Here is a 23175-nt window from a genome sequence, read left to right as displayed (position 1 = left end):
GATAATGACTTCACTACTAGCCTTCATTCCTACGATAGACCCGTTCCGGTCTGCCTACCGTTCCGTACGAAATATCAGCGATTAATATACCTTTATCGACAAAATATTCTAAATATCTGCGAGCAGTCGTACGACTAAAACCACCTCTTCTGCCTAACTCCTCTGCTGTCCATACTTCTTCTCTTCCCTCTATATAAGAGAGAATCTTTTCACTCGTAATTTTATCAATTCCTTTGGGCAAATATGTTTCCTTATCCACTCGCTCGCCAGCTGTGCCCCAAAGCAGTTGGTCGATCCCTTGCTGATCCACATGTTTGTTCGCACCGCCAAGTAGGTTCATCTGCTCATGGTACTTTTGATAAGTTTTTAGCTTTTCTTGGAACCTATCAAATACGATCGGCTTGATCATAAAGTCGTAGACGCCACCACGAATCGCTTCACGTACCGTTTCGAATTCCTTCGCCGCTGTTATGATCATCACTTCAGTTTTCGGATAATTCCGATGTATATGCTGAAGCAGATCAAGACCGTTCATATCCGGGAAAAATATATCGAGAAGAACCAGATCTGGAATTAGTATTTCCAGATGCTCGTACGCCTGCTGCTTATCTGTAGCGATACCTACTACTTCAAAGTTTTCAACTTTCTCAACAAACCGTTTATTGATCTCAGCTATACGAACATCGTCCTCAATGATTACGACTCGAATCATGAGAAACCCCCCTCACCTTTGGAATGACAACCGTAAATATAGCGCCACCCTGATTGGCATTTCTAAAATGGATCTTACCACCGAGTTGCTGCACAGCCCCGCTTACAATCGAAAGCCCAAATCCCCGATTACTCTCTTTCTTCGTAGAAAACCCTAGTTCAAATACACTATGGGCAACTTCTTCAGAAATACCTTCTCCACTATCAGCCACTTCAATCAACAACGTGTCCCCTTTATCGCAAAACAACGTATCTACCCATTTGTCTCGTGAACTAGAAGCAAGTGTGGCCTCTAATGCATTATCAATTAAGTTACCAATTATCGTAACTAGATGATTTCTACTAATAAAACTCGGTATATCTTTAAACGTACTATTTTCGTCTATTTCTAATCTTACCTTAAGCTCTTTAGCGCGATTAAATTTTCCAATCACTATTCCCCCAACGATTGGATCGGGAATTTCCTTCATTAGAAAATGAATCAGATTCTGGTGCACATTAGATTCATGCGTGATGAGATCCATCGCTTCCTGATAAGATTCTAACTGAATAAGCCCATATATTGTATACAGTTTATTAGAATATTCATGTGTCTGTGCCCGAAGCGCCTCCGTATAGCGCTTAACCTGCGACAGTTCCTCTGTCAACCTTAGCAGCTCAGACTTATTTCGGAAGCTGGATACTGCACCAACAACCTGATGCTGATGGTCGAAGATCGGCAATCGATTAACAACAACGACGCTGTCTCTAATCATCATCTCTTGATCCTTTTCTGCTTTCCCAGATTGAATGACTTCGAGCAGTCTTGAATCAGGAATCACATCTCTAATATGCTGTCCTGTTACTTCCATACTCTCTAGAGGATCAATTAGTTTCTTCGCTGTTTGGTTCGCTTGTGTAACGATTCCTTCCAAGTTGATAGCGATGATTCCTTCATGAATCGTTTCTAGAATCGCCCGTTTCTCTTGGTACAGCAATCCGATTTCCTTCGGCTCAAGACCGTGGATCGATCGCTTCACTCTTCCCGAAATCCAGATCGCACCTAAACTTCCCAGCAGTAATGCCATTCCCGCGAATAAAATAACTCTAGTACGATATTCATAAGCCGAAGCTTCTACATCTTCTAATAGTATACCGACGGAGACGATACCAATAACTTCATTTTTATCATTATAAATTGGTGTTTTCCCTCGCAGAGAAGGTCCCATCGAGCCGACAGCCTTAGAAATGATCGACATTCCATCGAGAACTGGACCATTGTCTCCCCCAACCATCTTTTGCCCTATTCGTTCTGATATCGGATGTGCATATCGGATACCATCCTTATTCCCAATTACGATATATTCCGCATCTGTCTCCAACCTAATCTTCTCAACAATAGGCTGAATTGTATGCGACGGATTTTCATCATTAAAGGCGTCCCGGATTACATCCATTAGCGCAACCGTCTTGGCCAGCTTCAATGCTGAAGTTCCAATATTTTTTTCTAATGTATTCACAAGTAACCGTTCAAAGCTGAAAGTTAACGCGATTATGACGATAAACAGAAGACTTCCAATTAGCAAAATCAGCCTCGTTTGTAACCGCATTCATTCGCCCCCGTACTCAATATGCAAAACTCAACTTCCTTATTGTATTCTACATACTTCTCGGAACAAAGCAATTATATATTATTATAACGTAAATTTTATGAACAAAATTAGTAAAATGATCATTTTTCAACTTATGCGGGTATTCTGTTCATTAATAATTTCCAATGATAGTATAAATATATTCCATACGAAAGCGCTTTCAGAAATGTCACGGAAGCGACATTGTATTGATTCCAAAGGGGGCATTTATCTATGAAAAAGATGAACGGTTGGAAAATGATAGCTGCAGCAGTAGTTCTTGTCGTAAGTTTAACTGCTTGTAGTTCATCAGGCGGTAGCGGTGGAAGTTACCCAAGCAAACCATTTGTCGTAACAGCACCATCAGGCGCTGGCGGTGGATGGGACAAAACTGCAAGATCCCTAGTAAAAGTTTTGACGGAAACAAAGCTTGTTGATCAAACGATGACAGTAGAGAACAAACCAGGCGGCGGCGGTACCGTATTCCTAGCAGAATACGTAGCGAAAGACAGCAAAGACCCTTACAAACTGTTCGTTAGCTCACCACCAATCTTAATTAATAATCTTAAAAAAGAAGGCAACAGCCCTTACGGGTACAAGGATGTAAAACCTCTTGCACAACTGACAAAAGATTTTGGCGCTATCGCAGTTGCGGCTGATTCCAAATTCACAGATCTACAATCACTTATCGATGCATTGAAAGCTGATCCAAAATCACTAACGCTTGCTGGTGGATCTGCTCCTGGTTCAATGGACCATTTGATCAGCGTATTGCCAGCATTCAAATCTGGCGTTGATCCTAAAGCAGTAAACTACTTGTCCTATGATGGCGGCGGCGAAGCTATCGCAGCCCTACTTGGCAATAACGCAGATGCAATCGGAACTGACATTTCTTCACTTGGCAGCTACTTGAAAGCAGGCAAGATCAAAATTCTTGCTGTTACTTCCCCTGAACGTCTAGGTGGAGATTTCGCAGATGTTCCAACTATGAAAGAGCTAGGTTTGGATGCTGAGTTCTTGATCTGGCGCGGCGTATTTGGACCAAAAGAAATGACTGATAAAGAACTTGCTTACTGGGACAAAACGCTTAAATCTCTTTCCGAAAACGAAGCTTGGACGAAAGAACTTACTGCAAACGACTGGGCAAGCGAGTACAAAAATTCAGCTGACTTCTCAGCTTACCTAGCTGAGCAAGAAAAAGATGTTCAAGAATTGCTTACAGCTCTAGGCATGCAAAAGTAAAAATAAGCATAGTGCCTTGAGGAGAGGGCCTTGTTCTCTCCTCTTCTTTATCCTTAAGGAGGTGTCACTTATGAATAAGACTTTCGATCGATATGCTAGCTTTGTCTTCTTACTTCTCGGAATCGGATTCATGTGGCAGAGCGCGGAGATCAGCTCCTCCGCCTACGGAAGCTCAGTTGGTCCAAATATTTTCCCATTTGGACTTGGGCTTGCGCTAGTACTGCTTAGCATTCGGTTGTTTTATGAGGTGCTGAAATCCAAAGCTCCTAGCAAAGAAAAAGCTAATTTGGATTACAAACGGTTTTTCATTATTTTTGGTGCAGCTTTCCTCTATGCCTTCTTCCTTGAATTCATCGGTTACATTATAGGTACGTTCCTTTTCCTATTAATCGGATTCCAGGTAATCGAAAAAGGGAAAATGCTGCGGTCTATCATTATTGCCGGCTTATTCTCTGCTGGTGTATACGTTATATTTGTCGTTTTACTTGAAGGCACAATGCCAGGCTTCCCGTCTTGGCTATCATGAGTGTGGGAGGAACTTGAATGAGCATCTTGGATTATTTAGCAGACGGTTTCGCCACAGCCTTTCAATGGCATAATCTCCTTTTTGCCTTAATTGGTGTAATCATTGGCACTTCCGTTGGCGTTCTACCTGGTATCGGTCCTATGAGCGGTGTCGCTCTATTGATTCCGGTTACAGCTTCTATGACAGGCGGGTTGCCCGCAGAGGCAGCTGCAACAAGCTCCATCATTTTGCTTGCTGGTGTATATTATGGCGCTATGTACGGAGGTTCAACGACCTCAATCTTACTCAATACCCCCGGGGAATCATCATCAGTTGTGACCACCCTCGATGGTTATCAAATGGCGAAACAAGGTCGTGCTGGAGCAGCATTGTCCATTTCCGCAATCGGTTCGTTTGCAGCAGGACTATTTTCCCTTGTTGCCCTTATCGCACTTGCTCAGCCGTTATCGGAACTTGCGATCAGGTTCGGACCGGCAGACTACTTTTCTCTAATGTTGCTTGGACTTTGCGCAGTTAGCGGTCTAGCAGGCAAATCCATTACGAAAGCATTAATTATGACCGTATTTGGTTTATTGCTCGCTACAATTGGCATGGATACTGTATCGGGTGTAGCCAGATTTACATTCGATATTCCTATACTCTACTCCGGTTTAGAATTTCTAACGATTGCTGTTGGTCTATTCGCTCTCGGTGAAGTATTCAAAACAATTCTTGAAAAAGACTATTCAGCAGGCCCTACTGCAAAGATCGGACGTATTCTTCCAACTAAAAAGGATCTTAAGGACAGCGCAGCTCCAATTGCTCGTGGTTCCGTTCTTGGTTTCTTTATCGGTATATTACCTGGTGCTGGTGCAACGCTAGCTTCCTTCTTCAGCTACATTTTGGAGAAAAAAATAAGCAAAAACCCTGAATCCTTCGGAAAAGGCAACATTGCAGGTGTTGCTGCACCAGAATCAGCTAATAACGCTGCATCTGGCGGTGCGATGATTCCACTTCTTACACTTGGTATTCCTGGTTCGGGTACAACGGCTATTCTAATGGGTGCCCTAATTATGTACAACGTTCAGCCAGGTCCCTTGTTATTCGAAGAGCATCCACAAGTTGCATGGGGATTGATTGCAAGTATGCTAATCGGTAACCTGTTGTTGCTCATATTGAATATGCCGCTTGTAAAAGTGTTTGCAAAAATTATTCAAACACCACCAAAGTATTTGATTCCGATTATTGTTGCTATTTCTATCTTTGGTGTTTACGCAGTTCAAGCACAAATCTTTGACTTGATGCTAATGCTAGGTTGCGGAGTTGCAGGTTTCTTGTTAGCTCGTAATGATTATCCGCTTGCTCCGTTAGTCCTTGGCCTTGTACTTGGTCCAATGATCGAAAACAATATGCGCAGAGCGCTTACAATTTCTAATGGCGACTTTATGATATTCCTGCAGAAGCCAATGTCACTAACTTTTTTAATTATTGCTGTTCTATGGATTACAGTACCGATTCTTATTAAAAGAAAAGGTAAAGAAGTTATTGTTAACGACGAAGGCTAAACGCAACCTATTCCGTATATGTAATGGAGGCAGCCATGAATTCTAACAAACTGGGCGGTAAAAGTATTATCGCAAGGATCGAAATGGATACGAACGAGGCAAACTTCGGTCAAGTTGCTTCCGCTATATTCGAAGCAGGTGGAGATATTGTAGCCATCGACGTTATTCAAACCAGCAAACATATAACCGTCCGTGATGTTACGATCACAGTTGTTGATACCGTTGATATTGATATCATTACCGAAAGAATTCGCAGCATGTCAGGCATTCGCTTAGTCAACCTATCAGACCGTACCTTTTTGTTACATTTAGGCGGTAAGATCGAAACGAAGCTGAAAGCCCCAATTCAAAACCGTGATGACCTATCACGTGTGTACACACCAGATGTTGCGCGCGTATGTATGGCTATTCACGAAGAGCCTCGTAAAGCTTTTACATTAACTGTTAAACGCAATACGGTCGCTGTTATATCTGATGGCAGCGCAGTTCTCGGGCTAGGCAATATTGGTCCGTATGCTGCTATGCCAGTAATGGAAGGAAAGTCGATGCTGTTCAAGCAATTAGCAGATGTTGACTCCTTCCCAATCTGCTTGGACACACAGGATACAGAAAGTATCATCGCTACTATTAAAGCGATAGCTCCTGCATTCGGCGGAATCAACCTTGAGGATATTTCCTCACCGCGTTGCTTCGAGATTGAAGAAAGACTTCGGGAAGAGCTTGATATTCCGGTATTCCATGATGACCAACATGGCACAGCTGTTGTTGTATACGCCGCCTTGATTAATGCACTGAAAGTCGTAGGGAAATCCCTTCCCGACATAAAAGTTGTATTCTGTGGAATTGGCGCAGCTGGTATAGCTTGCAGCAGAATTTTATTGTCCGCAGGAGTAAAAAACATTATCGGTGTTGATCGTCACGGAGCACTCTCCGCAGATGTCACTTATGATAATAAGATGTGGAACTGGTACGCTCAGAATACGAATCCTGAACGCATTCAAGGATCGTTACAAGAACTTATTCAAGGAGCAGATGTGTTCATCGGGCTCTCGGCTGGCGGGTTGTTGAAGCGTAAAGATGTAGAGTCCATGGCAGATCAACCAATTGTATTCGCAATGGCTAACCCAACACCTGAAATTCAACCAGATGAAGTTGAAGATATTGTTGGTCTTATCGCAACTGGTCGCTCAGATTATCCGAACCAAATTAACAACGTATTATGTTTCCCAGGCATCTTCCGTGGGGCTCTGGATTGCAGAGCTACCGAAATTAATGAAGAAATGAAGCTGGCAGCAGCTGAAGCGATTGCATCTGCTATCTCCGATGATGAGCGAAGCAAACATTATATTATTCCTAGTGTGTTCAACCAGCAAGTCGTAGCCGGCATAAGAGATCTGGTAATCAAAGCTGCGATACGAACAGGGGTAGCACGTAGAATTCCAAGAGAGTTCAGATAACAGGAATATTCCATAACTGAAACGGAGGATTATTTTATGGGCAGCGGTATTCGAGCTATTGTGGATATTAACATGAAGGCTAATGAATTTTCTTCCAGCATCGTTCTTGTCGTTAGCCCAGACCATTTCATCGATGCAAAGAGCATTCTTGGTCTGAGCATGACCTTGTATCAAAATCAAGAGTATCGCCTTTATGTGCATGGCCCTGATGAGGTTGAAGCAAAAGCAGCTTTGCTTGAGGTGTTTGCCAAACATAATCTACAAGTAGTTTTGCACAAAGAATAAACTAATCTTCTTATTACAGGGAGAGCCTGCCGAACTCGGTTCAGCAGGCTCTCCCTTTTTGTTGTACCCTTTTATTAAAAGTAAGTGGTGCTACATTGTCCTTGCTTTCCCTACATTGCCTGATACTTGGCGTATGTGAAATGAAAATCCAGCAATACTAGCCGCAATGAGCAACTGTGCACTAAAATATGTCGCCATAATCCAAATGCCGGAATTCGCGACTGGTGTAGCAAATTTGTTCCATGCCAAGATTGAGTCCGAGACGACAAATAGTGCTGCTCCAATACCAGCTAATACATTTCCGCTCATTATTGCTGTCCAGCACATTGCCGCGATAACGATAATGTACACAAGAACCGGAATCCATAATCCACTATTATTGCTGTCTTCAATAATATATCCATGAAGCTGACTGCCAAGTACAAATGAATAGGTGACGATTGGAATGACTGATAACCTCGTCAGCCATGAAGCTTTCATGTGCTTCAACATCGCTATCGTATAGAACACATGGCCAATGAGGAACGAAGCAAGTCCAAACGTAAACCATTCATCATCTGGCATCAGCAAGAATGTATCTCCACCAATACTAAAAACAAGTCCAGTCACAATTAGACCTTTATAGGTTATTGGAGCTTCTGACTTAGGTGTGCTTACTGCTAAAACAATAATAAGAATCATTGGGACAAGCTTGAAAATCCAGTGAAGCAGCTCACTATCGAGAGATAACGTCGCCAGATGAACTGACCCTGTCACGATAATAAGTGCTATCAACCACTTTGACAAAACAATTCCTCCTCCATCTCTTAGCTCTTTCGATGCTAGTCTAATCTCTACTAATATATCGAGTATACCTAATACCATTAATTAATGATAGCGTTTTCACGTTGCTGTTGGCAAACAATGAAAATACCCCTGTACTGAGATTATTCCAATAATCTCAACCCATGGGGCATATTTTTAGGGAGCTAAAGCATCCTCTGTATTGGGATCACTATAGGTAATTTTATACCCACTTAAGCTAGAGACATAACCTTTGATCTTCTATACGCAGACACTATTCTGGAACAAACGGATTATCTACTTTTGTCTTATGCTCCATTAGTTCGGTAATGGTAACTAAGCGATAACCTTGATCGTAAAGAGCAGGCAATATTCTCTCAAGTGCTCGCACCGTTTGTGTCGACCCGTTAACATTATCATGCATCAATATAATGTCTCCATTACGGGCATTCTTCAGTACTTTGTTAACGATACGATCCACACCAGGTGTGTTCCAATCCTGTGTATCCTGATGCCATGACCACATAATAACCGTGTATCCATTCTCGCGAGCAACATTAATAACTGTATCATTATAGTAACCGCCAGGAGGTCTAAACCATTTCGTATGTTGCCCTGTCAGCTCCGTTATCTTTTTTTGTGTATCGATGATTTCATTCGCTATTACCGATTTACCTATTCTTCTTGTAAAAAAGACATGATTATATGTATGGTTCGCAACTTCATGTCCTTCAAGCGCTTCACGCTTAATAATCTCTGCATATTTATCCATACGATTACCCACTACAAAAAAAGTCGCTTTCGCATCATATTGCTTTAATAAATCCAGTATTTGAGGTGTTGTATTCGCATTAGGACCATCATCGAACGTAAGAGCAATCAGCTTGTCATCCATGGGTACTTCCCATACAACTTCTTTGCGAGCTTCATAATAACTTCTATCATGTTTCTCAGGCTGCTGGGAAAATCCTGTCATGAGAACAAAACTGGTCAAACAGACTATCCCCTTCAAAAGCTGATTCATATCGTGCTCCCCTCAGCGAGTTTTAAGTAGTGTGCTCAAATGAGGGGCTGCTAATGTATTCATTGCTCAAAACAATATAAGAATTGTGACTTTACCCATCTTATATACGTAAAGCGCTAGTGACTAAGCGATTTAAAGTAGCTATATATCTGGTCTAGTTTCTTATCATGTTTACCTTTTGGACTCTCCATATTGCCGAACTCGAAAAACTTCACTTTTTTGATCCCCACATAGTTAAATAACGCCTTTCTCATAAGCACCTTATGCGAATTATTGAGCCAATATAGTGGATACAGTGTCGGTCCCTTCATTGAAGAAATACAAACAACCGACTTTCCTTTCAGCAGTCCCACAGGCAACATCTTGCCGACCTCGCGATATGCAAAATTTGACGAAAACATTTGATCAATATAACCCATTAGCATAGCAGGAGGACGGCCCCACCAAATTGGATATACGAACACCAATTGATCTGCCCATAGTAGCTGTTCGCGATATTTCTCTAACTTGGGATCACGGTGCATATCTCTTCTACGTTTATTTTCATTAAAAACGAGTACAGGATCAAATCCCTCCTCATACAAATCGAGCACTTTTATATCCTTTATTTGCGGATTTTCTTTGCTGCCCTGAATGACCTTTTGCAAAAATGAATAGCTTAGGCTTTTGTGATTTGGATGTGTATAAATGATTAATGTTTTCATAACTTCCACCTCTTTAGTTGTCATATGATAACTAAAGAGTACCACTGCATTATTTAGTTGTCAAATGATAATTGTTTTATGATAATTAATTTGCTATTGTTCAATTAAGAGGTGTTTGCTGTGGACAACAAAAAAGAGCTTTTCCAAAAATTTATAGCTTTAACGACTTCCGTACATCAAGTTACTTATGATTTCACAAAAGATATTAAATACGATGACATTACTCCACTTCAATATCGCATTCTTGAATACATGGCTGTAAGTCAGCCTTCAACCCTTAGTGAAATTAGTCTGTGTATGCATATGTCCATGCCTAACACTAGCCGAGAGATCAAGAAGCTGAGTGAAAAGCAGCTTATCGAAAAATTTGATGCAGCCGATGACAAGCGCAAACAATATATTCAATTATCCAAAAAGGGACAAGCGTTAATGGATGACGCCTTCCTGCATATTGAAACACTCTTTCTGGAGCGTATTAATACTGCCAGTGAAGAGGACCTAGAACAGCTAAGTAAGGCGATAGATATCCTTCAGGCTAAAGTATTTTTTTGAACCATATGAACAAATAAGCCAACACCCCTCACAAATGCGGAGGTGTTGGCTTATTTACTCTATCGCTTAATCAGCTTTATTACTCGTTGAGAGAGCTCTTAACGGTATAAAAAATGAATCCTCTACTTCATCAGCCGGAAGAGGTTTACTATAATAATATCCTTGAATTTTTTTGCAATCGTAGTCAGTAAGAATATCGAGCTGTTCCTTCGTTTCAATTCCCTCAGCAACAACATCCATACTAAGATGCTGAGCCATCGAAATAATCGTCGCTACGATTGCCCTATCATTTGTATTCTCAGCGATATCGCGGATAAAGGAGCGATCAATCTTCAGTTTATGAATGGGAAGCAGCTTTAAATAACTTAGCGAGCTATATCCCGTACCGAAATCATCCAAGCTTATCCGCACGCCGAAGTCCGTTAATTCATTCAGAATACCGCTGGACACCGTCGCGTCCATCATCATACTTTCCGTAATTTCCAACTCCAAATAATGAGGCTCAAGTCCTGATTCCTCTAGTATGTTCTTAATGAAAACAATCAAATCGGGCTGATGGAATTGTTGTGAGGACAGATTCACCGAAATCGGAATAAGCGGTCCACCTGCTTCATGCCATTCCTTCATCTGACGACAAGCTTCACGAAGTACATAGCTGCCAAGCTCAAAGATCATTCCTGTCTCTTCAGCTATAGGAATAAATGCAGCTGGTGAAATGATGCCCTTCGTCGGATGTTTCCAGCGAACTAACGCTTCTATTCCAATCATTTGGCTATCTCCAGCGCGAATTTGCGGCTGATAATGAAGAAATAACTGATCTCCTGTAATCGCTCGGCGAAGATCGCTTTCAAGCTCAATTTTTTGCTGTAGCTGCTCGTTTAGTTCGCTTGAATAAAAGTGATAACCGTTTTTCCCGTTTTTCTTCACCTCGTACATAGCTGTATCTGCATTTTTAAGCAATTGCACTGCGTCTTCCCCATCTTCTGGGTGAATTGCGATACCGATACTCGCAGTAACGAAGAAATCATTATCTTTCAAGCGATACGGAGATGCAATCACTTTTATAATCTGCTCCGCAATTCCCGCAATTTCTCTATGATCATAACAGCCATCACAAATGACTGTGAACTCGTCACCACCCATGCGGGCCAAAGTGACCTTGCTACCTGCTAATTTCTGCACTAGTCGTCTGCTTACTTCCTGTAAAAATAAGTCTCCATATGTATGCCCAAGGGAATCATTAATGATTTTGAAACGATCGATATCGATGACAAGAACTGCAAATCTCCCGCTTTTACTTTCGATCTTCCGGGCTAGCACTTGATTGAACATTCGACGGTTAGGCATACCAGTAAGTTCATCATGAAACGCTTGATGCTGGATTTTCTCCTTACCTATCTTCTCTTCTGTGATGTCCCTAGCTATGATGTAATTACCTACTACTTGTCCATTCACTTCCACAGGCACATTAATGACACTGAGATCAACTCTATGTCCATTTCGATGAGTGATTGCTGTTTCATAACTCTGCATTTCACCACCTAGAGACTTCAGAAACATCTCCCTCGTTCTCTCCCGCTCTTCCTCTACGATGAATCGAGTCACCTCAATAATGCTCTGGGAATGAAACCATTCGTTAGGCAGCCCTGTAAGCTTGGACATTGCTTGGTTGAAGCCAATAATCTGAGATTGCAGATTGACGGTAATAATTCCATCCTTATTATTTTCAAAAAGCGATCTATACCATTTCTCTCCAGCCAACATCTCTGATTCCTTACTTGAAAAGCGATTGGATATGTAAATACTGAACAAAGAAAAACCTAACGTAATCAAAGTGATCGCTGCAATCACATACGCTAGAAACTTCTGGTCAAGTAATACACCTACCATCTTTGATGACTTGTCTCCCAAGTGAAATTCAGAAGCCATCATGCCCGTGTAATGCATACCCGCAACAGCAGCACCCATAATTAATGCACTTAACGCCTTTTTCCACATGATGTCTCTTAAGTTTCCTGAACGGAAATAGAATGACAGCCACAAGGCAGTAATCGAGGCGACGATAGCAATAACAATGGAGAGAATAAAATAATATGGCTTATATGTGATGTCAATTTGCATTGCTGCCATACCTATATAATGCATAGCTGAGATTCCCGACGCAAGCAGTAATCCACCGCTAAGCAGTTGCTTCAGTGATAACTCAGTTCTTCCCACAATCGATAATGCAATTAAAGAAGCAACAATAACAACGACCATTGATAATGCAACAATAATAAGGTCATAGGCAACAGGGACCGATGGCGTAAACGCCAGCATACCAACAAAGTGCATGGACCAAACGCCCATACCCATCGCTACTGCACCAAAGATCAGCCAAATTAAGCGGCGTAACCCACCTGTTGTACTGATCCTCCCAACCAAATCTAGTACTGTATAAGAAGCTACTACTGCAACGATGTATGAAAATATGACCAGGACCATATCGTATGTACCGTATACATGCTCCATATGATGCTCCATCTAACTTCCTCTTCTCTATTAGCTCTACTTATGATTATCGGCTATCGTAAACCGTTCTTGTAGTAATTGACTGAGCTTTTTGAGCTTCGAAATTTCGGTATCCACCTCATCAGCTGACTTAATTAAGCCCTCGCACTTAACCGTCAGATCGCCCATTGAAGTCATGCCTTCCTCAATAACTGCTGATATTTGATTCATATCTATCGCAACTTCGGATGTCCCATTCTTGATGACATGCATTCTATCATTCATAGAGTGGATATAAGCAATTAATCCACCCATCATGACCTGTACTTGTTCAAAATCATTGCTGAACTTCTCGAAGTGCAGTTTGGATTGCACAATTAATTGCTGACCCTGCTCTACTTGCGAAGAAGATTCATTCGTTTCACGATGAATAGCAGACATAATCGTTCGAATTTCCTCAGCGGCACTACGACTCTGAACGGATAGCTTTCTAACCTCACTTGCAACAACCGCAAAGCCTGCACCATTCTCACCTGCTCTCGCTGCTTCTATCGAAGCATTCAGCGCGAGAAGATTAGTTTGATCAGCAATATCTTGAATCATTCCGCTTATGCTCTCGGCTTGAGCCGCTGAATTTTTCAAAATATGCAACGTTCCTGACACACTCTCTATAGCAGCTAACACTTGATTATTCTGTTTCTCGATCAATAACAACGTATCGTTGCTATGTGAGACTTCTTGCTCTGTACTTGCGATGTTGCTCTTTGTGTCTTCAGAAGCCTCAAGTGCACTTTGAATAGAAAGATGAATAGCTCCTAAATTATGTTCAATCGCTTCTATCGTTGATATTTGATACCCTAATCCATCAGAAACCTCGCCAAATGCGAGTCTCATTTCTCCATTTACAACTACATTAGTCGCTGACTTAGCGGATACGGCCGAAAGTCCTGAATCCATATTTTTGGACATTAACTCAACTTGTTGGACAAGCTCAGCCAGTTTATTATCCTTTTCCACCTTTTCTGATTCAAGCTGGCGAGTAATTTTTTGTTTTGAAATAATTTGAAGGATGGTTGCACTAGATGTAAGTAACAAGAAGACAGCATGAATAACTAACATCAAAAAGGGATAAGAGCTAGTTCCGAATACGAGCTCAGGAATAAAAAAGAAACCTGCAATATGTTGAACAGCGAATAACACGGTAATCATCAATATTAATCTAGTATCTTCATAATAGGCTACAGCTGCAATGACCATGAAGATAGAAAAGTGAAACTCTACTCCACCACCACTTCCGCTGATGATTGAAAAGCTGGCAAATGTAAGTGCGAGTGTATTGACCCATGGCAGCCATGCATGTACTTTGTCCTTGAAATAAAACAAATACACCCCTGACGCCCAAACAAGTAGTGAAAGTACAAGCATAATTCCTTGTGACCATAGAATAGAATCTGTTAGTTCTACTTGCACCCCGTGAGCGCCGTTCTCGTGTCGAAATGGGTCAAGCCGCATAGTTAATACATAAATTATAATATTTAAGCTTGTGGCTGCTGTCGAAAGCTTTACCATTAGCCCGTTTTTCCTGTCGATCATTGTATTAAACTTCCTCTCAAAATAGTCTAAACTTCCTATTGCACAATCCTTCCTTTTATTTTACACCATTTGTTTGAAACAATTTTGAAAATAACAAAAAATGTTTTGTACATACTCTCTTCTAGCTTAAAGAAGTACGAAAAACGATACGAACTAACAAAAGGAATCACACTGCTGGTAGTCCAGCTCGGTGATTCCTCTTGTTAATACATGTTATTTTTTCGAATAATAGATCTCCAATTTCCTTTGACAAAGATGAATTCATTTCTATTGAGAGGACTGTAATAGAATCTATGTTCCCGTAACATAATTCTGTAGTTTTTATGGGTATTATACCCATCTTATCCATAACCGTGATATGCTACTTCTAGGAGGGGATCAACGATGAATAAAGCAGCACTATTAGAAGTATTTAATAGGGAACAACGAATCGACATTGAATATCCGGGCAGTATGCGGGAAGTGGATGGACCTGTTGTACGACAAGTATCTCTTACTGGGACGAGACATTATATCACTTACTCGAATCTGAACGAGGAACAGGCAGATGCTATTATCGATGCGCAAATAGCGTATTTTAAAGCTCGCGGTGAACAATTTGAGTGGAAGTTATATGACTATGATCAGCCTACCAATTTGCAAGAGAAGCTTCGGGCAAGAGGATTCGATATAGGAGAAGCTGAGGCTTTGTTAGTTATGGAACTCCATGAAGATCATCCACTGCTTGCTGTAGACATACCTGATACGATCCGTCCCATTAGCGATGATGCTGGCATAGATGAGATTATGGCGATGGAAGAAGAAATATGGAACGAGCCGCACGATGTATTCGGAATGGGATTAAAGGCTGATCTAAAAAATGATCCTGAGAGCTTAAAGATCTATGCTGCCTATAATGCTGATGGTCGAGTAGTTAGTGCCGCATGGATGTATTTGCAAGAGGGAACGTCATTCGGAAGTTTATGGGGAGGTTCAACCTTACCGAACTATCGCGGCAAGGGACTATATACTTCACTTCTTGCAGTACGTGCACAGGAAGCTTGGAAACGGGGCTATACTTTGCTGACCGTAGATGCCAGTCCAATGAGCCGTCCGATCTTAGAAAAGCGCGGGTTCCTTTGTCTAGGCATAACGTATCCTTGCTTGTCTCCAGAGTAATCATTTCGAGGGTTCATTTCGCTGTTTCAGCAGCAGAATGAGCCCTTTTTCCACATAACACTTTAATCGAGAGTTTTCAAATTTGCTCGTTTATGAGAAACAGCACTCACTAGCAGCACTACAACTATAATAATTGAGAGATAAGGGATCTCATCTGAAGTTAAAAGTGTATAGGGAATATCAACTATATTAATACAAAAAACTGCAAAAATGAGATAGCCAAAAGCGTTCTTTTTCAATGAAAACCCTCCTTTACATATATTAAATATTGTATCATATTTAACATTTTTTTGTTTATTGTCAAAATCGATGTAGATTCGCTTAGAACCCTAAATGTCCTGTAAAGCAATGGCCATCAGCGCCGAATCTGGCTGAGATACGAAAGAGGTATGCGCTTCTTTAGTTACCATTACTTGGGGTGAACTACATAAGTCATGTGGCAATAAAATATGATCATAATGGTAGAGAAAATATGGTGTACATGATCAGCTGTGAATCCAATAGATGCAACGGAAGAATACACTGACAAAAATTAATAATCATGAAGCAAAAAAGAGTGCTGCGTGTTATCGTAGCACTCTTTTTTTGTTACGTTATAACTGCAAGTCTTCTAATTGTAAAGTGAAGACATTACATGAAAGCTACCCGAAGCAGATAACACAAATCTGTATTGGCCAGCTGGTTGACCTGTTGCTAGAATAAACGGAGCAGGAGAGCTAGGAGTATCAGGATAGTACGATTGCCCTGGATTAAGCGTTATTGTTTTACTCGTAATATATGTCGTTCCACGATACAGATCAATCTTTAGATCATCTCTATACTTTCCAGTATTAACTATAACACCATTACCAAACTTGATTGTTCCAGCTGAAAGAGTTTGAAATGGGCTAGTATAGCTAAATGCGGCAAATACAGAAGTTGAAAAGCTTAGAACAATAGCGATAATTAACGTGATTGAAATCATTGATTTTTTCATCATAACATCTCCCTCTTAATTGAAATTTATGTTGCGGTATTCTAATTGTGAATTTGAACAACTACTTGACGGATTCCTGATGCTCCCAACCAGTCGATATGTAAACGCTTACTAATTGACTGGTTGCTAAAACAAAAGTAAAACTCGTTCTTACTCTGCATATAACCATAGGGATCTCTGTTAGGTGTGTATATTACCAATTCTCAGCATAAGCCTTAACATTCCAACTTCCCGAAGCAGTAAGTACATATCTGTATTGGCCCGCAGGTTGATTTGTTGCTAGAGTAATTAAGGGAGTAGTAGTACTTCCTGGATAGAGCCATTCTCCCGGACTAAGCGTTATCGTTTTAGTCGCAACGAATGTCGTTCCGCGATACAGATCAATTTTCAGATCATCTCTGTACGTTCCAGTATTAGCTATAACTCCATGACCGAACTCAATTGATCCGCTTGAAATATAATAACTTTGACTGGAAAAGTTGTATGCGGCAAGCACCGAAGTTGAAAAACTTAAAACAATAGCGATTATGAGACCAACGGAAATCATCGACTTTTTCATCATTACACCTCCTTTCTTACATAGAAGATTAGGAACATGTGTATGAAAATATCTGTCCACAAGAGTATAAGGTCAGTTGTTCGGATAGTGAAAGGGGGAAATTTCTATTATGTTACTTTTATGGTAAGAGAAAAGTTCACTTTCTTTTTCTGGAATTTGTAATATACTACCATTATTCTTAACAAGATCGTTAGATTGCCGATGCTAAGCGATCCTCGTCGTTTAAGCAATGAACTACGATCCTTTCTATCTTCGCTGTGAAGCATAATAGCTATCTCCTAGATCGTTTCCGACCCTTGGAGATAGCCACTTTCATTATTTATGGATTAAGAGCTCTCGCCATTGCATCTATATAACTTTCACTGGCACGCTGACTTATTTCCGCTTGCGGTACGATAGATTCAAAGCTATGGAAGGCTCCGGGATACAGATGGAATTCGACGTCTACGCCCGCTTGAGCAAGACGGGTTACATATTGAATCGTCTCATCACGGAACAAATCGAGCTGTCCTACACATGTATAAGCAGGCGGTAGACCAGCTAAGCTTTTTGCCCTTGATGGCACCGCATAAGGAGATACCTCACTAGCATTGTTTTGTTCACCCAAGTACATACTCCATGCTGTCAAATTATTTGTACGGTTCCAAATTGCATTACCGGCCGTAATTTCATAACTTGATGCTGTATCATTACGATTATCGATCATCGGATAAAGCGGCATTTGGAAAATGAGGGCTGGACCGCCCTTGTCTCGCACCATTAAAGCAAGCGCTGCGGTTAAACCTCCACCCCCGCTTGCACCAGCAATAGCTAAGCGAGTTAAATCGATGCCGAGTTCTTCAGCTTCGTTCGCCATCCATGTCAGTGCAGCATAACAATCCTCGATCGCAGCTGGATAGGGATGCTCAGGAGCAAGTCGATAATCGACCGACACAACAACGCAATTGGCCGCTTGTACAAAGCGTTCGCTTAAGCTGTCATCCATATCGGGATGCCCCATCACGTAACCTCCACCATGAATCCACAACATAGCTGGCAGCTTAGCTTTTGATCGATTGGCAGGTTCATAGATTTTAACCAATATTTTACCTGCTCCACCCGGAATCATCTGAATCCTTGTAGTTACTTGCTCTGACTGCTCAATAGGGGGAGTCTTTAACATCCTTCTTCCCAGTTCTAAATTCTCCTCCAATTGAAAACCAGGAAACTGTGCTAATGTTGACTTTAACTCTGGCAAAACCCGGTTTTCTATGTTCATTCTTTTCACTCCTATCATTAAATTAGATTGCATTTTCCATCTCAGCTTCCCACTTGCATATTTCTTCACGGACCCGAGGCGCTACCTCAGTTCCAAGCAGCTCAATTGCTCTCATCACCTGATCATGCGGCATCGTGCTTAAAGGCACGTACATCATAAAGCGTGTAACACCTACATTTTTGCGAAGATGAATGATCTTCTGGGCAACCGTTTCCGGATCACCTACATACAAGGCACCATCAAAGCTGCGAGCAGCATCAAAGCTGGAACGATCATAATGCGCCCAGCCCCGCTCCTTGCCGAGCTTATTCATGCCATATTGAGTAGAAGGGAAAAATGTGTCTGCTGCAAGTTCAGTATTTTCTGCAACAAATCCTATCGAGTGTGACCCTACTTTAAGATTCGATTCATCATGACCTGCGTGCGCTGCTGCTTTCTTATAGAGCTGAACGAGCGGTTCAAAATGCATCGGACTCCCACCAATGATCGCCAGCATCAGAGGTAGTCCTAGCAAACCTGCACGGATGGCAGAATCTTGATTGCCACCGCTGCCAACCCATACGGGCAAGGAATCCTGAACGGGCCGTGGATACACACCCAAATTATTAATTGCTGGGCGATGTCCGCCCTTCCAGGTTACTTTTTCGGAACTACGTATTTTGAGTAACAACTCCAGATGTTCTTCGAACAGCTCACCATAATCATTCAAATCATAACCAAATAGTGGGAACGATTCGATAAAGGAACCTCTACCTGCCATAATCTCAGCACGCCCATTGGAAAGACCATCAAGCGTCGCAAAATCTTGAAATACACGTACCGGATCAGCTGAAGAAAGAACGGTCACTGCACTGGTCAACCGAATGTTTTTCGTCTGTGCTGCCGCTGCAGCTAACACCATTGCTGGCGAAGATGCCGCATAATCTTCCCGATGATGCTCACCTACACCAAATACATCAAGTCCCACCTGATCAGCAAGGACGATCTCTTCAACAACTTCACGCAATCGTTGTGCGTGACTAATTAATTCACCTGTGTGAATATCCGGCTTTGTATCAACAAATGAAGTTATACCTATTTCCATTAGTAATCTCTCCTTCTCAATCTCTTACATTTATATACCTTTATTTCAAAACGGCAGCAGTAGCACGAACGGTCATTGCCCAAAACAGCAGTGCTAGAGCACTAACAGCTGCTCCAAGTAAACACACCCCGTGCCAGCCATAATGTGCATATATTTGGGTCGAAGCGATAGAACCAACAGCACTTCCTATGGAATAAAAAACCATATACCCAGCAGTTAGCCGACTACGCGCATCAGCACGCAATGTGAAGATCATACTTTGATTCGTGACATGTACGGCCTGAACCGCTAAATCTAGCAAAACAATCCCAATAACTAGTGCCAGTAATGACTTTTCTGTATAACTGATTAGCCACCAAGATAGTAATAATAGAGTCAACGCTACACCCGTTGTCTTCTGCCCATAACCTCGATCGGCAAGCTTGCCCGCCCTTGCTGCAGCTAACGCTCCTACAACTCCCACGAGACCAAAAGCTCCAATTGCAGTGTGAGAAAGTGATAATGGCGGTGCGCTAAGGGGTAGTACTAATGGCGTCCACAAAATACTGAAAACAGTAAAAATCAGCATCGCCAGAATCGCACGGATGCGCAATATCCGTTCTTGTGCAAACAACATAATGACCGATCTAAGTAATTGGAAATAGGATATATTTGTTACCTTACGCTCAACATTTGGCAACACTCTAAATAATGTATAAACCATAACCAACATAAGCACAGCTGAGAGCAAATATACAAAACGCCAACCAGCAAAATCGGTTATGATTCCTGAAATCGACCTTGCAAGTAGGATGCCTATTACAATTCCACTTGTGATTGTACCGACAACACGCCCTCGTTCAGCTGGTATTGCCATAGTCGAGGCGAACGCCACCAAAGTTTGAGTGACAACGGCAAGCAATCCAACCATTGCCATACCTACAAATAGCGCCGTACTAGAAGAGGCAGTCCCAACAATTACGAGTGCTATCATGGACAATGACATCTGACCAATAATGAGTTTTCGTTGGTTCAGTAAATCTCCAAGCGGCACTAGTAGCAACAACCCCACCGCATAAAAGATCTGGGTGATCGTAATTAGAATACCAATCGTTGAATGCTCTACTCCGAACTCACTAGATAGATTGTCGAGTATCGGCTGCGCAAAGTAGATATTAGCAACAGACATACCGCAAGTAACCGCAAACAATATGGTCATAAAACGAGACATGCGGATAGGATTGGATGTCGATTCCGACTCCTGTGACGAAATAGTCCTTACTACTGAATTGATAGCTATTTGTTCATCAACCTTCTCCATCTCTTACACCTCCTCTGTAAAATGGTATTATGGATTTAAATATCATACCGTTCGGTACGTTAAATCGTTTGGCTAATATAACGCAAATAAATGTGCTATGTCAACCGAAATATTCCTTTTATACTGGATATAAGTTTCACCTCTATCTTTTTGAGTTAAGCAGTGATGTTCTCCATTTGACATTGCAAACAACAAAATATAAAATAATATCATACTGATTGGTAATCAAAAGAAAAGAGTCTATACGTGGCTGAATGCATTGAACGACCAAGAAACCATTCAACGTAATGAGGGGTCTAATTATGGGACGAATCCGTGAATTTGATGAAGAAAAAGTATTGGATGCTGCTATGGAGCTATTTTGGGAGAAGGGGTATGAGGCTACCTCATTAAGCGATTTAACTTCGAGAATGGGAATCCAAAAGCCAAGCATATACTCAACATTTGGGGACAAAAAAGTATTGTTCGAAGCCGCACTGCGCAAATATACGATGTCTCGTGCCTCTCTTGTCCGAACTAGACTTCAGAGCCATCCATCTGTAAAAGAAGCATTTCGTGCTTTCTTTGAAGGGATCGTCGCTGAGGGATATACCGAAAGTCACAGCCGAGGATGCTTTTGTATCAATACAATGGTTGAGCTTGCACCCCATGATGAGAAATTTGAAGTTTTAACCAGGGAGCATCAAATGTACCTAGCCGTTATATTTCAAGAAACGATAGAACGAGGCATACAATCAGGTGAGCTCGAGAGTGGCATTAACGCGAAGGCTTTATCACAGGCACTAATTATAGCGCTTATTGGGCTAACCGTCATGATGAAATCTCGACCAGAGCGATCATTTATTAATAATTCGTTGGAGGTAACACTTACATTACTTAGATAATTGATTACTCCCCAATCTTACGAATTATAATTATTTCCCTTGAAGGCTGTCGCTTCATTACTGTCGGCAGCCTTCCTCCGTCTCAATTAGCTTCACTTTTCACTTAATACGTTTTCCCTATCCGAATCAGTCAATTTCCTTGTAGGAACTAAGTCCGCTACAGAGTCGAAATAAAACAATCGTCGATCCTTTTTCACAATTACCAACAAGACATGTATGATAAGCACTGCCCATATGGTAAGGTTCACTAAGATAAGCACTAAGGTTACTAATACATGAGTAATATAGAAAGCAGAACTCATTGGGATATCCAGCTGATTTGTTTCTCCGAGCAACGAGATCGTCAGCCACGTCAAATACAATGCAAGAAACCTCCGCCCGATATAACTCCAAAACGGTTTTTCCGAGCCCGCATTAGTAAGGCGATATCGCATAAAGTTGGTCCCAATTGTTTTCCCATTCCAACAAAGCGGTATAACGAAAAACACGATCAAATACAACATGGAGTAAAGCATATAGTCGTAAAATGTATAGGCTGGGAACAACCAAGACGTCAGAGAAAAGCTGATTCTAACAACGAGTACATCGATCCAAAGCGCTAACAGTTGCGGAATTGGGGTTACAATATCCTTTTCGAAAATGTGATGACGTTTCGATTGAATCGTTTCCTTAGAAGGGAATAGCGCAAGTACAATAGGTGCGACAGCAAATCCGGCTAACGTCCCAAGGCTGTTCAACAGTAGATCATCAACATCGAATAAACGATACGGACAGTTGTATATACCGTATATCCCTGTAACTTGGGTCACCTCGTAAAAAAGTGACAGCATAAATCCAGCTGCTAGCGCATGTTTCCAATAACGTTTGTCCCGGAAAAAGTATCGGATGTACACACCAAACGGTAACAACAACAAAAAATTAAAAGCTGCTTGCCAGAATGCACTTTGTTTAATGATTCCGATATATGTTGCTGGTTGTGACCATACGACTGCACTGTTCTTAGCAACATCAGTGACAAAGGTAAACGGCGTCAGCGAATAATACACTGTATTTGCTGACTGAAAGGAACATGTATCCCGAGTTTCTGGCAAAGGCAGCAACACTAGAAAAAGTGCCGACAACATATAAAAAATAAATGAAAACGAAATAATGGAATACCCTACACTAAAAAAGCCATATTTTCTGTAACTATATAATAGCCACGGAATAACTAAGAAAAAGCTTGCAAATATAAACACGAAAACAGCCATTTTGATTGGCAAAACGTATGTCAACATCATTTACGCTCCCTACATGTCAGTTTCTTGTTGTACGGGCTACAACACATCGAATGCTACATGGGTGGAACCCCACGTTTGGCTATCATTCCCTTCCGGTGGTTTTTTCTATGTATGAAGGTTTTCTTCCATTATTGCTTCGGCAAATGTTTTGCTTT

The 23175-nt window shown here is 41.4% G+C and carries 22 protein-coding genes; 8 read left to right on the top strand and 14 right to left on the bottom strand.

Going from position 1 to position 23175, the window contains the following annotated elements; genetic code table 11:
• Positions 1–16: 16 nt before the first annotated feature.
• Both MFF31_RS09540 and MFF31_RS09535 read right to left on the bottom strand, forming a co-directional pair.
• A complete protein-coding gene (locus MFF31_RS09540) occupies positions 17–712 on the bottom strand; it encodes a response regulator (RefSeq protein ID WP_238187780.1) in 696 nt (231 codons plus the stop codon).
• Positions 690–2300 (bottom strand): ATP-binding protein, encoded by a 1611-nt coding sequence (locus MFF31_RS09535; protein ID WP_238187779.1) that lies wholly within the window; start codon positions 2298–2300, stop codon positions 690–692. Before MFF31_RS09535 ends, MFF31_RS09540 begins: the two co-directional genes overlap by 23 nt.
• A 255-nt stretch (positions 2301–2555) precedes the next feature.
• Here MFF31_RS09535 and MFF31_RS09530 point away from each other — a divergent pair, with 255 nt between their 5' ends.
• The 5 genes from MFF31_RS09530 (at position 2556) to MFF31_RS09510 (ending at position 7375) form a co-directional block, all read left to right on the top strand.
• A complete protein-coding gene (locus tag MFF31_RS09530; protein WP_238187778.1) occupies positions 2556–3563 on the top strand; it encodes a tripartite tricarboxylate transporter substrate binding protein in 1008 nt (335 codons plus the stop codon).
• A gap of 70 nt (positions 3564–3633) precedes the next feature.
• The gene (locus MFF31_RS09525) at positions 3634–4089 is read left to right on the top strand and encodes a tripartite tricarboxylate transporter TctB family protein (protein ID WP_238187777.1); all 456 of its coding nucleotides are present in this window, start codon (positions 3634–3636) and stop codon (positions 4087–4089) included.
• 17 nt (positions 4090–4106) lie between these two features.
• Positions 4107–5633 carry a tripartite tricarboxylate transporter permease gene (locus MFF31_RS09520; protein WP_238187776.1) on the top strand — a complete coding sequence of 509 codons (1527 nt, stop codon included), beginning with the start codon at positions 4107–4109 and terminating at the stop codon, positions 5631–5633.
• Between the two features lie 35 nt (positions 5634–5668).
• Entirely contained in the window at positions 5669–7090 is a 1422-nt protein-coding gene (locus MFF31_RS09515) for an NAD-dependent malic enzyme (protein WP_238187775.1), read from the top strand.
• Between the two features lie 36 nt (positions 7091–7126).
• Entirely contained in the window at positions 7127–7375 is a 249-nt protein-coding gene (locus tag MFF31_RS09510) for an HPr family phosphocarrier protein (protein ID WP_238187774.1), read from the top strand.
• Between the two features lie 90 nt (positions 7376–7465).
• Here MFF31_RS09510 and MFF31_RS09505 read toward each other — a convergent pair whose 3' ends face one another.
• The 3 genes from MFF31_RS09505 to MFF31_RS09495 all read right to left on the bottom strand — a co-directional run bounded on the left by MFF31_RS09505 (position 7466) and on the right by MFF31_RS09495 (position 9886).
• Positions 7466–8161: a lysoplasmalogenase gene (locus tag MFF31_RS09505; RefSeq protein ID WP_238187773.1), complete on the bottom strand. Its 696-nt coding sequence runs from the start codon at positions 8159–8161 to the stop codon at positions 7466–7468.
• A gap of 271 nt (positions 8162–8432) precedes the next feature.
• The gene (locus tag MFF31_RS09500; protein ID WP_238187772.1) at positions 8433–9182 is read right to left on the bottom strand and encodes a polysaccharide deacetylase family protein; all 750 of its coding nucleotides are present in this window, start codon (positions 9180–9182) and stop codon (positions 8433–8435) included.
• Between the two features lie 116 nt (positions 9183–9298).
• On the bottom strand, positions 9299–9886 hold the full coding sequence (locus tag MFF31_RS09495) for an NAD(P)H-dependent oxidoreductase (RefSeq protein WP_238187771.1): 588 nt from the start codon (positions 9884–9886) through the stop codon (positions 9299–9301).
• A gap of 120 nt (positions 9887–10006) precedes the next feature.
• On the opposite strand from MFF31_RS09495, the gene MFF31_RS09490 reads away from it, so the two are divergent.
• A complete protein-coding gene (locus MFF31_RS09490; protein WP_238187770.1) occupies positions 10007–10438 on the top strand; it encodes a MarR family winged helix-turn-helix transcriptional regulator in 432 nt (143 codons plus the stop codon).
• Positions 10439–10504: 66 nt separating this feature from the next.
• Here the strand turns inward: MFF31_RS09490 and MFF31_RS09485 are convergent, their stop codons facing one another.
• Both MFF31_RS09485 and MFF31_RS09480 read right to left on the bottom strand, forming a co-directional pair.
• A complete protein-coding gene (locus MFF31_RS09485; protein WP_238187769.1) occupies positions 10505–12961 on the bottom strand; it encodes an EAL domain-containing protein in 2457 nt (818 codons plus the stop codon).
• 24 nt (positions 12962–12985) lie between these two features.
• Positions 12986–14521 carry a methyl-accepting chemotaxis protein gene (locus MFF31_RS09480; protein ID WP_238187768.1) on the bottom strand — a complete coding sequence of 512 codons (1536 nt, stop codon included), beginning with the start codon at positions 14519–14521 and terminating at the stop codon, positions 12986–12988.
• A 384-nt stretch (positions 14522–14905) separates the two neighbouring features.
• Here MFF31_RS09480 and MFF31_RS09475 point away from each other — a divergent pair, with 384 nt between their 5' ends.
• Entirely contained in the window at positions 14906–15679 is a 774-nt protein-coding gene (locus tag MFF31_RS09475; RefSeq protein WP_238187767.1) for a GNAT family N-acetyltransferase, read from the top strand.
• A 62-nt stretch (positions 15680–15741) separates the two neighbouring features.
• Here the strand turns inward: MFF31_RS09475 and MFF31_RS09470 are convergent, their stop codons facing one another.
• From MFF31_RS09470 to MFF31_RS09445, 6 genes are all read right to left on the bottom strand, one after another.
• The gene (locus MFF31_RS09470) at positions 15742–15918 is read right to left on the bottom strand and encodes a hypothetical protein (protein WP_238187766.1); all 177 of its coding nucleotides are present in this window, start codon (positions 15916–15918) and stop codon (positions 15742–15744) included.
• A 371-nt stretch (positions 15919–16289) separates the two neighbouring features.
• Positions 16290–16658, bottom strand: a complete 369-nt coding sequence (locus MFF31_RS09465) for a hypothetical protein (RefSeq protein WP_238187765.1) — start codon at positions 16656–16658, stop codon at positions 16290–16292.
• Positions 16659–16848: 190 nt separating this feature from the next.
• Complete coding sequence (locus tag MFF31_RS09460) at positions 16849–17217, bottom strand: hypothetical protein (RefSeq protein ID WP_248565440.1); 369 nt, start codon at positions 17215–17217, stop codon at positions 16849–16851.
• Between the two features lie 316 nt (positions 17218–17533).
• Positions 17534–18472, bottom strand: coding sequence for an alpha/beta hydrolase (locus tag MFF31_RS09455; RefSeq protein WP_238187763.1), 939 nt, complete (start codon positions 18470–18472; stop codon positions 17534–17536).
• Positions 18473–18494: 22 nt separating this feature from the next.
• Positions 18495–19556 carry an LLM class flavin-dependent oxidoreductase gene (locus MFF31_RS09450; RefSeq protein WP_238187762.1) on the bottom strand — a complete coding sequence of 354 codons (1062 nt, stop codon included), beginning with the start codon at positions 19554–19556 and terminating at the stop codon, positions 18495–18497.
• A 40-nt stretch (positions 19557–19596) separates the two neighbouring features.
• Positions 19597–20856 carry an MFS transporter gene (locus MFF31_RS09445; protein ID WP_238187761.1) on the bottom strand — a complete coding sequence of 420 codons (1260 nt, stop codon included), beginning with the start codon at positions 20854–20856 and terminating at the stop codon, positions 19597–19599.
• A 302-nt stretch (positions 20857–21158) separates the two neighbouring features.
• On the opposite strand from MFF31_RS09445, the gene MFF31_RS09440 reads away from it, so the two are divergent.
• Complete coding sequence (locus MFF31_RS09440) at positions 21159–21740, top strand: TetR/AcrR family transcriptional regulator (RefSeq protein ID WP_238187760.1); 582 nt, start codon at positions 21159–21161, stop codon at positions 21738–21740.
• Between the two features lie 92 nt (positions 21741–21832).
• On the opposite strand, the gene MFF31_RS09435 is transcribed toward MFF31_RS09440, so the two are convergent.
• On the bottom strand, positions 21833–23017 hold the full coding sequence (locus tag MFF31_RS09435; protein WP_238187759.1) for a VanZ family protein: 1185 nt from the start codon (positions 23015–23017) through the stop codon (positions 21833–21835).
• Positions 23018–23175 lie beyond the last annotated feature (158 nt).

The sequence above is a fragment of the Paenibacillus sp. L3-i20 genome (assembly GCF_022180385.2).
Lineage (GTDB): Bacteria > Bacillota > Bacilli > Paenibacillales > Paenibacillaceae > Pristimantibacillus.
Note: the sequence above shows the minus strand (reverse complement) of the source record. Positions and strands in the feature narration are given on the sequence as shown.